We start from the raw sequence: 11937 nt of genomic DNA, 5'->3' as shown, positions 1-11937 counted from the left end.
GACATCGCTATGGACGTGGGACAGAAGAGTGAATGGCATTTCTGGCACCCCGAACACGGCGCTTTTGGTGAAGGCCCCCTACTCGCTCTCTTGGGTGCCATTATCGGCGTGTTGACCGGGGTTGGTGACATCGTTTTTCACTACCTCGTTGCCTTCATTCACAATGTCGCCATCCTGAATATTTTCGATTTCCACGACCGAGCACACCTGCACACTCCACAGTCCCCCTGGGGCTGGGCCTTGCCCCTGGTTCCCACCCTGGGCGGTCTACTGGTAATTTTTCTGGCCCGTAAATACGGAACGGCCGTCCAGGGCGCTGGTGTCAGCCAAGTGATCGAGGCGGCCTACACACGCGAGGGCCGAATGGCGCGCAGCATCGCATTGTTGCGCCCTCTGGCGACGGCCATCACGGTCGGGACTGGCGGTTCGGCAGGACGCGAAGGGCCAGCCATGCAGTTTGGCGCCGCCATTACCGCATGGCTGGACGCCGTCTTCACCATGCCTGCGCACCGCCGCATTCATCTTCTTGGTTGTGGCGTGGGGGCCGGTATCGCCGCGGTCTTCAATGCCCCCCTGGGTGGCTGGTTTCTGGCCATGGAAATCATCGTTCCAGACTGGCGCCCATGGACGATTCTCTCGACGCTGGTCGCAACCATTGGCGCAAGCCAAATCACCGAGCTGGTCTTCGGAAACTTCCATCTCCTCCCGGCGGTGACCAGTACCCTCGTCAACAAGGCCGCGGATCTTCCCCTCTTCGTTATCCTCGGCGCCATCAACGCGCTTGCGGCGATTCTCTTCATCGCCAGCCTGACGGCGATCACGCAGTACAGCGAGATGTTCCTGCGCAACCCCTATCTCCGCCATGCCTTGGGAATGTTCCTGGTTGGCCTTTTGCTATTGCTCTGTTTTGCCTGGACCGGTCACTACTACCTGATTGGTGGTAGCTACGCGGGTATCGGCGATATTCTGCGCGGAGAGATCAGTGCCTGGGGCATCCTGTTGCTCCTGCTATTGCTCAAGCTGCTGGCGACCAGTCTGACCATTGGTTCGGGAGGATCTGGTGGCATCTTCTCGCCTTCGCTCTTCATCGGTGCGGGCACGGGTGCCTTGTACGGCCTACTCCTGCTGCATTGGCAGATCCTACCCGCCAAGCTCGTCGGCCTACTCGCACTCTGCGGCATGGCCGGCATGGTAGCCGCGAGCACCGGCGCGTTATTGAGCGCCCCGGTCATGGCCGTCGAACTGACGGGCAGTTACGAAGCCCTGCTGCCAGCCATGCTGACCTCGGTTACCGCTTTTGCCATTCGCCGCATGCTGCTGGGCGCCAGCATCTACACCCTGCCCTTGCGCCGGCACGGGCTGGATGTACCGGAGAACCACTATGTCGTCGAGGGAACGGGAAAGCAGGAAAAGGGCTGATTTTTGCGGCCCCCGGGCGAGATGCGGTATATTTCTGGCACACGCATAATCCACATTCCGTAGGAGTCGCAATGTCCGTAAAATCCGCTCTCGACCGCCGCGAAAAGCGCGCTGTCTTCTCCTTGGCTGGCATTTTTGGACTTCGATTGCTGGGCTTGTTTCTGGTGTTACCCGTATTTTCGGTGTACGCACACGGTCTGCGCGGTGCGGCAAATCATCCCGCGCTGATCGGCATCGCGCTGGGCGCCTACGGCCTCACCCAGGCCATTCTGCAAATTCCTTTTGGCAAACTCTCGGATCGCATCGGCCGCAAACCCATCATCGCCATTGGTCTCCTGATTTTTGCCATCGGCAGTGTGGTTGCGGCCTTGGCCAGCAGCATCGACGGCCTGCTCATTGGCCGAATCATTCAGGGAGCGGGCGCGGTGGCGGCGGCAATCATTGCCCTCACCGCGGATCTCGTACGCGAGGAGCGCTGGACCAAGGCAATGGCGGTCATTGGCATCACCATCGGGATCAGTTTCAGCATCTCCCTGGTCCTGTCAGCGCCTCTGGCCCATTTCATCGGCGTTTCCGGAATTTTTTGGCTGACTGCAGTCCTAGCGCTCGTTGCCATTGCCGTCCTGTATCTCGTCATTCCCAGCAGCCCTGCAAAATTCCACCGGGATGCCGAACTGAATCCGGCCATGTTGCGGACCGTGCTGCGGGATCGGAATCTATTGCGTCTCGACTTTGGCATTTTTGCATTGCACTCCGGCTTGACCGCGATCTTTGTCGTCTTGCCTTTGGTACTGGTCGATCCACGCCACCCTTTGCTGTCGCTCTCGGATCAATGGACCCTGTATCTGCCGGTCATGCTGCTCTCTTTTCTGTTCATGGTGCCGCTGATTGCCGTCGGTGAGGCCAAGCGCAAATTGAAGGAGATCTTCCTTTTCGCCATCGGCTTGCTGATCGTTGCGGGGATTCTGATGGCAGTTTCCTACCACAGCCTAATCATGATCGCTATCGCCCTCTTCCTCTTTTTTGTCGGCTTCAATGTCCTCGAGGCCAGTCTGCCTTCTCTGATTGCCAAGTTCAGCCACGCCGGCGCGAAAGGAACGGCAACCGGGGTCTACACCTCCTCCGAGTTTCTCGGCGCATTCTGTGGTGGCCTCCTTGGCGGCCTGCTCTATGCTCCGGAGGCTCGCAATTACAGCGTCATCTTTTGGGTGGTGACCGGCATTTTTGTCCTATGGCTGCTGATCGCCCTGGGCATGCAGCGTCCGCGCTATCTCGCCACCCGCATCTTTACCCTGCCAGCAAATCCCGATGGGGGATTGGAGCAGAGACTTCTCGCCCTCCCCGGGGTTGCGGAGGTAGCCGTCTTCCCCGACGAGGGCGCCATCTATTGCAAGGTCGACAGTAAAATTTTCGCTGAGGACCAGGCTCTCTCCCTTCTTGGGGCACAACCGGCGTGAGTGAGCTTGCCGTAGAGTCCGGTGCCGCTCCCATGGAGGAAGGGAGCAACAGCGACACCGGAGCCCTCCGCAGTCGCTGGCGCAAAGTGCGTCGCAATCCCTTTTTTCATTTCCTGTTGGCCATTTTTGTCGGCGTCATCGCTGGCCTCGGCGCAGTCGTCTTTCGTCGCCTTATTGGCCTGATGCACAACCTTTTTTTCTATGGTCGAGCAAGTTTCGCATTCAACGCGTTGCAGCATGCGGAGCCGAGCAGCTGGGGAGCCGGGATCATTCTCGCACCTGTCGTTGGCGGGCTGATTGTCGTCTGGCTGGTACGCAGCTTCGCGCCGGAGGCCAAGGGACATGGGGTCCCCGAAGTGATGGATGCCATCTATTACAAAGCGGGGGTCATCCGCCCGGCGGTGGTCATCGTCAAGGCCCTGGCATCCGCCATCACCATCGGGAGTGGCGGCTCGGTGGGACGCGAGGGGCCCATCATCCAAATCGGTGCCGCCTTTGGCTCGAGTCTCTCGGGCTGGCTGCACCTGCCGGAGTGGCAGCGCCTGGGCCTGATCGCCGCCGGCGCGGGGGCTGGTATCGCTGCCACCTTCAACACCCCGGTTGGCGGCGTTCTCTTTGCCGTAGAGCTGATGCTGGTGGAAATCAGCGCCCGTACCCTGGTTCCAGTCATGATTGCCACGGGCACCGCGACCCTGATCTCGCGCCTGCTGCTGGGCAACTTCCCATCTTTCATCATTCCACCGGATATCATTGCCAAAACTGCGCACATGGATATCCGCAACTATCTGGTCTTTGCGCTGCTGGGGATCATTGTCGGTGGGATTGGCCTGTTCTTTACCCGCATGCTCTACTGGACCGAGGACTTCCTTGAGCACATTCTGCCCAATGCCTATCTGCGCGCCGTGGTCGGAATGGCGGCTGTTGGTGTCACCATCTGGCTCATCTTCCTTTTCAGCGGCAAATACTATGTGGAAGGCGTTGGCTACGCCTCCATCCAGGACGTGCTCGACGGTGTCCTGCTCAATCCTGGATTCCTGCTCCTGTTGGTCCTGCTGAAGATTGTGAGTTTCAGCACCACCCTCGCTGCCGGTGGCTCTGGCGGCGTATTTTCTCCCTCTCTCTTTGTCGGGGCATTGCTGGGTACCGCCTGTATTTTGGCACTCAACTCGCTCTTCCCCGGTCTGCACATGCATATCGCTACCGGCGCGGCGCTGGGAATGGCGGGAATGGTCGCGTCCTCTACCGGAGCGGCAGTGACTGGGGCGGTCATGATCTTTGAAATGACCAATGACTATCACATCATCATCCCCCTGATTCTGGTGGCGTCCATTGCCTTCGGTATTCGTCGCATGGTCACCCGGGACAGCATCTATACCCTGAAGCTGCTGCGGCGTGGGCACTACATCCCGGAAGCACGGCACAGCAACCTGTACCTGATGCGTTCGGCGAGCAGTCTGGTCGAAACCCCGCTGTTACGTCTGCACGACCATCGCTTGCTCAAGGATCTCCATCGTCTGCTGCGGCGCTATCCGCGCCTGCCGCACATCCTCTTGGTTCGAGATGGGAAACCGGTAGCTGCCATCGCCTCGCACCGAGTGCATGAAATCCTCGGGCGGCGCAACCTGCCCGAAGAAACCCCCCTGCTGGAGCTCGCCAGTACCGACTGGATCCTGCTCCGCCGTGACGTGCAGCTTTACGAACTGGTGGCTGCGTTTCGCAGCAGTGGCGCGGAGATTGCCTTACTCAGTGAGGATGGAGAAACCCCGCAACATCATTCCAGTGTTTCGGCAATGGTTACCAGCGAAGACATCCTCGCCGACACCAGCCTTCCCGTGTTGCTTCTGCACCCGGAAATGAAGCCCTAACGACATGGCAAAAAAGAAAGCAGGCGGTTGGGGTATCGGCATTGTGGCTGCGGCTCTGGCCGTGGGGGCGTTTCTCTACCTGACAGCGCAACCGCAAAAAAGCGAGAAAATAGCGCCGCAGAGCAGTACCGCAAAACCGGTACGTTTTCATACGCAGACCGTCGCCCTCGGCAGCTATGGCTCCGCCGTGCGTCGCAACGGTCGGGAACTGGCGTTGCAGATTCATCCCCTGGCAGAGCTGGAGGGTCCACCTGGAGAATCGCCTCCTTCTCTTGACGGCCCGGCAGAGCAGGAAATCATTGGCAATATTTTTCTGCGCTTTCCGCAGCTGGCAGCACTGCCAAAGGACTCTGCGGCGCAGGAGCGCCTCGCCGAGCAGATTCGCACCCAACTCGACGCGCAGTTACGGGCCAGACACTCCGCCTGGAAGCTGCGCAGCCTGCAGCTACGTCCGAGTCTCGGACCCATCCCCAGCGGTGAAGGATAAACCGGCATCTTCCTGAGCCAGCCAAGCGACTACCCCTATTTGCCCTGTGCCAAATTCCTCAGCTTTTGCGCTGCATGACAATGCCCAGGCCCAACCCCAGGAATGCCAGGATCAGAGTCAGGACGACACCATAGAGCCAAGGCTGATGCTCGGCGTAATCGGCAATCCACTCTTCCAGACCGACCTGCTGCACATCGATTTTCTGCTCGCTTTGCGCAAGAAGTTTACCGTGATCCACCAGATACACGTCGAGTTCGTAGGTTCCCAAAGGAAGCGAAGCGGGCAGATGCAGATGGGTGGAAAATAGCCGACCATCCTGAATCGTCACGCTCTCTGAACGTACTCGAAACGTTCCTTGCCGCTCCTTAGCCGCGATGACCGCGGACTCCCAGGCATTTTTATCAAGGGGTTCTGGTTCGTACTTTGCCTTTTCCAGAATTCCACGCGGATCGAGTCCCAATGCGTCCCGCTCGGCCGCAGGAAGAATTTTGTCCAACGGCGCCGAAGAGTCGATGAGCAAGACTCCAGGGAACTCGCTCACGGTCACCTTCTTCCCGGTTATCCAGATGGGTCCCATCTGCGCCTTGCGGGTCACTGCGACCGCACTGTCCGGCGAGCGGAGCACTGCAATCACCGCACCTGGATGAGAAAGGGCACCGAATACGAGGATGTCGCGACCACGGAAGCGACTGGTGACATCCACCTTGTCCGTACCCGTACCGAGGACCACATTGGGTGCATGCACGGATGCCTGGGCGGCCACTGGTACCGCCAGCGGCAGCAGCAATGGGCAGGCAAACAAACAAATCTGTAAGAACTTTTTCTGCATCAGAGCACCTGGGTTACCTGGAAGATATGCTCTGGGGGAATGACCAGACCCAGCCCCATCTTTACCGCCACGGCCACCACCACCAAGGCGAGGACGAGGCGGAGCTGCTCACCGGGCATACGCGCGCCCAGACGGGCGCCGAACTGGGTACCAAAAATCGAGCCAATGACCAGCGCCAACGCAAGGTAGGGGTCAACCGCATGATTCATGCCGGCTTGCAAGATCCCAACCTCTGCGGTGGTGAAGAGCAGCTGGAACAAGGACGTACCGACTACAACCTTGGTCGGCATCTTGAGCACGTACAACATGATCGGAACCATGACGAAGCCACCGCCCACACCCATCAGCGCCGTGAGCACACCCACGGCAACCCCCAAGACTAGAGGCAGCAGAATAGTGGTACGTAAGCCGGAGACGGGAAAATCCATCTGCCATGGCAGACGATCCACCCAGGATGACTTCTTCTCCTGTACCGGTTTGGTCTTTTTCTTGCCGCGCACGGCCATCAGCGCCTCGATCAGCATGGAAATACCGATGAAGCCCAGGAGTCCCACGTAGAGGAAGGAAACCACCAGTCCAAAATGTCCGCTCTGTTCGAGAATTTTTGCGACATGCACACCCAGCAGACCACCCGTCCAACTCCCAATCAGCAGGACGATGGCCATGCGCATATCGACATTTCCCAGTCGCCAGTGGGCATAACTGCCCACCGCCGAGGCACCAACGATCTGCGCTGCGCCGGTACCCACCGCAATCAGTGGCGGCACGCCAACAAAAATCAACAGTGGGGTAATCAGAAATCCACCGCCCACTCCTGTGAGGCCGGAGAGGAAGCCAACGATCAAGCCAAAGCCCACGATCATGGCGATGTTGATATCCATGTGGGCAATGGGCAGGTAGAGATCCACGTTCAGGCCTCCTCGTCGCGAACTTCAGATCGCAGTTTCTCGATGCCCGGGCAGATCTGCCACTCTGGAGCGTCGGCGGGCACCGTGAGCACCGGCACCTTCAGACTCAAACTGAGCTTGGCGCCAAGATTTCCCAAAGCATGTGGGAGCCCACGCGGCTTGCCCTCGGTGCCGAAGCCCTGGCGGCCGACAACCACCATGATCACGCCCTCGTTGGCTGCGACAATTTTCGGGATCTCGACTTCGGGGGCACCGACTGCGATGAAATATTCCGGCATCCCCAGCCCACAGGCCTCATGAATGCGTTCGGCAACTCCCTGCAGATTCTTTTCCGCCTCGGCGCGCGCTTCCTCCAGCAATCGATCCCGAAGCCCCCCCGAAAACACGCCACTGCCAAAGCCCATTGGCGCCCGAGGCACCTGCAGGACCGTCACCAGTCCCAGGTGTCCGGAAAGCAGGCTCGCAAAGCGTGCCGCCGCGCCCGCAGCCACCAGAGCATTTTGCGAGCCATCTACGGCCGCCAGTATCAAATGTTCTGCCATCTGTGCCCCCACCGAAAGATTTTGCGCCGAATCATACCGAAACCATGGAGCAACTGTCGACCTTGCGCCTCTTCCCGCCCTTCCCTCACCACAGAACTTCTTGCAAAATCAGGAGTATTTTCATCAGGCTCCGGAGTCTTCCGCACCGGGGTGTCCAAGTTCAGCAAGGTTTCCATCTTCTCCGGTCTCATCTGTGGTTATTCCGAGGCGGATCTGGACGAGGCAGGTCGGCCTCTGAATCGAGCCGAGGTACAACGCTGGTACAATCGGGGGGTCTATTCTCTGGTCATGGCCACGAAGTGTTTGCGAACCCTGTCTGCGACCTGCTGGCGATCTGGCAAGGACAAATGCCCAAGCGCCTCTGCCTTATCCTGATCGATCGTCGCGATTTTTGCCGTACGTATCACGGAGGGTGCCGGCAATCCTGCGCTCTCGAGATCAGAAATACTGACATCACCAGCCCATCCCCGATTTTCCGCACTGGTAATCATGAGCACCCATAACAGATGGGGCGAGTTGCTGCCATAGATGGCCGCAACAACCAAGGCCGGACGATATAGTTGCACCGGGCGGTTGGTGTAAGGAAAAGGCACCTTCACCACATCCCAGGCTTTACAGCTGTCCATATGCCCGCCTGTCTGCGTCACTATCCCATTCCGAGAACAGCGCGAAGGGATCCTCATCCACCGCAGACCTTGCCTTCGTCAAGATTACTCGACCGTCCTGGATATGATAGGCAATTTCATCGCCCTCCTGGACGTGTAATGCCAATCGAACCGCCTGCGGGATGGTAGTTTGTGCTTTGCTGGTCAACTTGCTCGTGATCATATTTGCCCGAAACCTCGTCAAACTCTCTTACGACTACATAGTAAGGATTATCCTTACTATGCGCAACGAACTGTATTGCCACGTCGTTAGTCCAAATTCCGCGATTACGGCACTACGACGCCCGCCCACGGGAAACCACTCGCTGCAGGAACGCTTCCCACTGGGGTAGGATGCGTTCGGGCAGGTAGCGTTCGCTATGGTGAATTCCCTCGGCGCGCAGGGCCTCCCGTCGCGCCTCCGCCTCACTCCCATAAAGCAACGGGCGCAGGGCAGCGACTAAGCTGGCGGTGTCATAGGGATCGAAGTACTCCGTGGCCTCGCCATAGACTTCGCGGTGCACTGGGATGTCGGACGCCACCGTCACGCCACCACAGCGCATGGCCTCGATGCCGGAAAAATCAAATCCCTCGCCCACGCTCGGGCAGACCGTTACCAGGGCTTGGCGAAAGAGCAGGCGCAAGTTGTCGCTCGGTACATTTTGCAGAAGAAAAAGGCTTCCCTCCTCCACCCAGGGCAGCATGGCGTCCAGCGCCTGCTCGTAGTCCCAGCCAATATGCCCCACCAGAATCAGGCGCAGCTCCGGATCTTCGGCATGCAGCGCCTCCCAGGCCGCCAGCAAGCGTGCGTGATTCTTACGCGGCTCGATGGTGGACACCATCAGCAGAAACCGTGCACCGGACCCCAGGGTGCGCTGCAGAAACTCCGCCCGCGCCTCCTCCGAGCCAAAACGACGATGCAACACCCAGCTTTTTAGCGGCTTTTTCCCTGAAACCCCAGACGAAGGCGCCTTGCTTTTACCCACAAACTCGACATGACTGTAGCGGCGGACGATACCGGGGATTCGCTCAGGCTCCGGCTCGGTTGGCCGATAATGCGACGGGATCATATTATATAGGGTAGCAGAGCGCTCCTCGGCGGCGGGAAAGAGGCGCAAGAGATCCTGCCGGGTAGTTTCGGACACACAGGCAAACCACGCCCCATCTCTCACGTTGGCCGCCAGCGCATGGTAGTGGCTGGCCTGATGGAAGGCACGGTCGGAGATGGTATGGGGCATAAGCACCGGGATGGCGTCGTGATAATGCACCACCAGCTCCGTTCCGCGCCTTACCCGTCCGGGAAAAGGCGTTTGTGCAATGAGCACGTTTGCCCCACGGGTATCAACGCGCGGATAGCGAGAGCGGCCCAGCACCTGTGCCCGCTCGATTCCAGCCAGATGCATCCAGCGCCAGGGCTCAGCACAGACACGATAGCGACTGTGCCGTAGCACCCGCTCACGCTCGGAGGCCGGCAAGCTCCGGCCAAATAACTCCTGCCATAGATAATCCGCAAAGGGTCCGCCATCAAACTGCCCCACGGCAATGTGGCCACTCAACCAGGTCCGCCAGCGCAGGCGCAGGTCCGCGCCCTGCTCCTGCAGCCACTCGGCAACGGTGCTTTTCCAGTCGAAGGCGGTTTGCCCCTTGAGTGACACCAGCACCTGCGAAGAGCGCTGAATCTGATCACCCGTATCGCCCGCAGAACGACCATACACACCACCGCGCAGGCGACGCTTGGACAACTGCAGAAAGCCGACCAAATCTAAATGATCCAGGCCTGCAAGCGCGCTAAACAGCAAACGGGTTTCCTGGGGAATGCCGTAAAAGCCGTCCAGAGCGGGACGCAATTCCATCCAAACAGCGAGAGGAGAAGAGTCGTTCAAATGATCACCTGCTTAGACGGCAAATTGTGAGCTGATGATAACGGTATGTCAGCTATCATGACCAATGAGCAAAGCAAATCCCTCAAGCCGAACCGCTAATATGCCCCGGCCACTCCGGGGCGGTGTGCAGCACCCAGGACTCGCCGTCCTCCTCCGGTGCAAACTGGCGTTCCAGAAACTGGCGCGCAGTGGCATTGCGACCCGTATCCTGCCAATTGGCCCACAGCGACTCAGGGCTGGCCTTCTCGGTCAATAGGTACGCCAGAAAGGCATCCTCCAATCCCAGGCCAAAGACCCGGCAGGAAAGTACCATCTGCCGCAAGCGTCCTGACTGCAACAACGCGACGCCAACAATGCCATGTTCGGCAAAACGATCTGCCGCGCGCAAGATCCACAGCCGTCCACCCGCTTCCTGAAATTGCCGCAGCTCCGCAGCGGTCCATCGCTGCCCAGTGGTGTTGAACTGATTGGTCCGATTGATGAGTTCCAGGGCACGATCAAAAGACTTGTCATCGACAGTAATCGAGCGAATCTCCGCCCGGAGTTGCAAGTCCCGCAGGTAGCCCTCGCGATCCGTTGCCGTGGCCGCCATCTGCTCACGTTGGACTTTTGCCTGTAACAACTCGGTGCGCCGCGCCGCCTCTTCGCTCAGCCGGGGAACCTGCGTGGGAACGCCGTATATCAGCTCCATGCGCCATCGGTGTGGATCACCGCTCAGGGTACGCATCTGGGGAAAGGCGCGCTGCACCTCGGCAATCTCCAACGGATTGTCGTCAATGAACAGGGCATGCTCGGGCAGGATGTTGAGTTCCGCCAGAATCTCGCGGATGTTCTCCGACTTGGGCCGCCAGTTGATGCGGATACTGGCAAAATCATCCAGCCGCAGCCGCCCATACCAGACCTTGTCGAAATTGACGCGGGTTTGCGCGTCATCGTTCTTGGAACAGATGGCCAGCACAATGCCTCGCCGCTTGCAGGTCAGCAGTGCTTCGGCATAGCCAATTGGCCAGCCCTCGGTATGATCTCCAGGGACGACCTCATCCATCTCCGCCAGCACCCCTTTCCACAGGGTATTGTCCAGATCGGTGATGATTGCCTTGACGGGCTGCTGTCGATCCGTTGCCAATGCCTCCAGCATCAATTCGATACGTGCAAATAGTGCAGAGTAAAAAGCGCTTTTTTTCGTGTGGCGCAGGCCGGCGTGGGCAAAGCAAAGATCATAGCCATCGTAAATCCGCAGATCTCCGTGGCGACGCAAAAGATCGTTGGTTTCCAGATAGAAAACCCCATTCTGGTCAGTCGCAGTCGCGGCCAAGTGATCGTTCAGATCACGTGCCATGCGATAGAGACTTTGGGGACCGCGAGCCTGAAAGAGGCCGGTTTCGCTCGGCGGTGGCTCAACAAAAGAGGGCAGCAAAACCGGGAAGCGACCATCTACACCTTCCGAGACATTTTGCAGGAGCTCCTGCAATATTTCCTTGGCAACCGGCAAAGACTCCTCTGCTGGCAAAGAACGCAAGGCCAGCAGATCCGCGTCATGGAAACCCAACAGGCGTTGCGCCGCCTGCCCCATCACCGTGCGAAACGAAAGCGCGAGGATCAGCGCATCATAGGACTTCCCGACGGGGATTTGTGGACGCTCATGTAAACCCGACTGATAGAGAACGTGCTCCACCTGCCAATCCGGGAGCGCTCCGCGGGCCAGCGCTTCCGCGATGCAGCCTCCCCAAAGGAGTAAAGAAAAAGCTCGGCTCGGCTTGTCACCTTGCTCCAGGGCAGCGAGAAAGGCTTGATGGCTTGTGGAAGTCTTGGATTGGCCACGAAGACCCACAGCCGTCCAGGAAACGCTGGGCAAGAAACGCTTCATTCTTCCCGTTTCGCCTCGGCAAGGCCATCGCCGCGA

The 11937-nt window shown here is 58.9% G+C and carries 11 protein-coding genes; 4 read left to right on the top strand and 7 right to left on the bottom strand.

Going from position 1 to position 11937, the window contains the following annotated elements; genetic code table 11:
- The first annotated feature begins 9 nt into the window (after positions 1–9).
- The 4 genes from ACQAYK_RS03350 to ACQAYK_RS03335 all read left to right on the top strand — a co-directional run bounded on the left by ACQAYK_RS03350 (position 10) and on the right by ACQAYK_RS03335 (position 5228).
- Positions 10–1419: a chloride channel protein gene (locus tag ACQAYK_RS03350; protein ID WP_483167879.1), complete on the top strand. Its 1410-nt coding sequence runs from the start codon at positions 10–12 to the stop codon at positions 1417–1419.
- Positions 1420–1490: 71 nt separating this feature from the next.
- Positions 1491–2876: an MFS transporter gene (locus tag ACQAYK_RS03345; RefSeq protein WP_483167878.1), complete on the top strand. Its 1386-nt coding sequence runs from the start codon at positions 1491–1493 to the stop codon at positions 2874–2876.
- Entirely contained in the window at positions 2873–4741 is a 1869-nt protein-coding gene (locus ACQAYK_RS03340; protein WP_483167877.1) for a chloride channel protein, read from the top strand. The genes ACQAYK_RS03345 and ACQAYK_RS03340 overlap by 4 nt, the downstream gene beginning before the upstream one ends.
- Positions 4742–4745: 4 nt before the next feature.
- The gene (locus ACQAYK_RS03335) at positions 4746–5228 is read left to right on the top strand and encodes a hypothetical protein (RefSeq protein ID WP_483167876.1); all 483 of its coding nucleotides are present in this window, start codon (positions 4746–4748) and stop codon (positions 5226–5228) included.
- A 58-nt stretch (positions 5229–5286) separates the two neighbouring features.
- Here ACQAYK_RS03335 and ACQAYK_RS03330 read toward each other — a convergent pair whose 3' ends face one another.
- From ACQAYK_RS03330 to ACQAYK_RS03300, 7 genes are all read right to left on the bottom strand, one after another.
- Complete coding sequence (locus ACQAYK_RS03330; RefSeq protein WP_483167875.1) at positions 5287–6057, bottom strand: TIGR02186 family protein; 771 nt, start codon at positions 6055–6057, stop codon at positions 5287–5289.
- A complete protein-coding gene (locus ACQAYK_RS03325) occupies positions 6057–6965 on the bottom strand; it encodes a sulfite exporter TauE/SafE family protein (RefSeq protein ID WP_483167874.1) in 909 nt (302 codons plus the stop codon). Before ACQAYK_RS03325 ends, ACQAYK_RS03330 begins: the two co-directional genes overlap by 1 nt.
- A 2-nt stretch (positions 6966–6967) precedes the next feature.
- Complete coding sequence (locus tag ACQAYK_RS03320) at positions 6968–7507, bottom strand: universal stress protein (protein WP_483167873.1); 540 nt, start codon at positions 7505–7507, stop codon at positions 6968–6970.
- Between the two features lie 275 nt (positions 7508–7782).
- Positions 7783–8133, bottom strand: a complete 351-nt coding sequence (locus ACQAYK_RS03315) for a type II toxin-antitoxin system PemK/MazF family toxin (RefSeq protein ID WP_483167872.1) — start codon at positions 8131–8133, stop codon at positions 7783–7785.
- Positions 8120–8335, bottom strand: a complete 216-nt coding sequence (locus ACQAYK_RS03310) for an AbrB/MazE/SpoVT family DNA-binding domain-containing protein (protein ID WP_483167871.1) — start codon at positions 8333–8335, stop codon at positions 8120–8122. The genes ACQAYK_RS03315 and ACQAYK_RS03310 overlap by 14 nt, the downstream gene beginning before the upstream one ends.
- Before the next feature lie 112 nt (positions 8336–8447).
- Complete coding sequence (locus tag ACQAYK_RS03305; RefSeq protein WP_483167870.1) at positions 8448–10004, bottom strand: glycosyltransferase family 4 protein; 1557 nt, start codon at positions 10002–10004, stop codon at positions 8448–8450.
- Positions 10005–10116: 112 nt separating this feature from the next.
- Complete coding sequence (locus ACQAYK_RS03300) at positions 10117–11901, bottom strand: HAD-IIIC family phosphatase (protein ID WP_483167869.1); 1785 nt, start codon at positions 11899–11901, stop codon at positions 10117–10119.
- Positions 11902–11937 lie beyond the last annotated feature (36 nt).

Origin of the sequence: Acidithiobacillus sp. AC3, from assembly GCF_050261095.1 — a bacterium.
Classification (GTDB): Bacteria; Pseudomonadota; Gammaproteobacteria; order Acidithiobacillales; family Acidithiobacillaceae; genus Igneacidithiobacillus; species Igneacidithiobacillus copahuensis.
Note: the sequence above shows the minus strand (reverse complement) of the source record. Positions and strands in the feature narration are given on the sequence as shown.

What these genes read in the sequence shown, in the direction of transcription:
- ACQAYK_RS03350 (WP_483167879.1), top strand. Translation starts at nt 10, where the DNA reads ATGGACGTGGGACAGAAGAGTGAATGGCATTTCTGGCACCCCGAACAC.
- ACQAYK_RS03345 (WP_483167878.1), top strand. Translation starts at nt 1,491, where the DNA reads ATGTCCGTAAAATCCGCTCTCGACCGCCGCGAAAAGCGCGCTGTCTTC.
- ACQAYK_RS03335 (WP_483167876.1), top strand. Translation starts at nt 4,746, where the DNA reads ATGGCAAAAAAGAAAGCAGGCGGTTGGGGTATCGGCATTGTGGCTGCG.
- ACQAYK_RS03330 (WP_483167875.1), bottom strand. Translation starts at nt 6,057, where the DNA reads ATGCAGAAAAAGTTCTTACAGATTTGTTTGTTTGCCTGCCCATTGCTG.
- ACQAYK_RS03320 (WP_483167873.1), bottom strand. Translation starts at nt 7,507, where the DNA reads ATGGCAGAACATTTGATACTGGCGGCCGTAGATGGCTCGCAAAATGCT.
- ACQAYK_RS03315 (WP_483167872.1), bottom strand. Translation starts at nt 8,133, where the DNA reads ATGGACAGCTGTAAAGCCTGGGATGTGGTGAAGGTGCCTTTTCCTTAC.
- ACQAYK_RS03310 (WP_483167871.1), bottom strand. Translation starts at nt 8,335, where the DNA reads ATGATCACGAGCAAGTTGACCAGCAAAGCACAAACTACCATCCCGCAG.
- ACQAYK_RS03305 (WP_483167870.1), bottom strand. Translation starts at nt 10,004, where the DNA reads ATGGAATTGCGTCCCGCTCTGGACGGCTTTTACGGCATTCCCCAGGAA.
- ACQAYK_RS03300 (WP_483167869.1), bottom strand. Translation starts at nt 11,901, where the DNA reads ATGAAGCGTTTCTTGCCCAGCGTTTCCTGGACGGCTGTGGGTCTTCGT.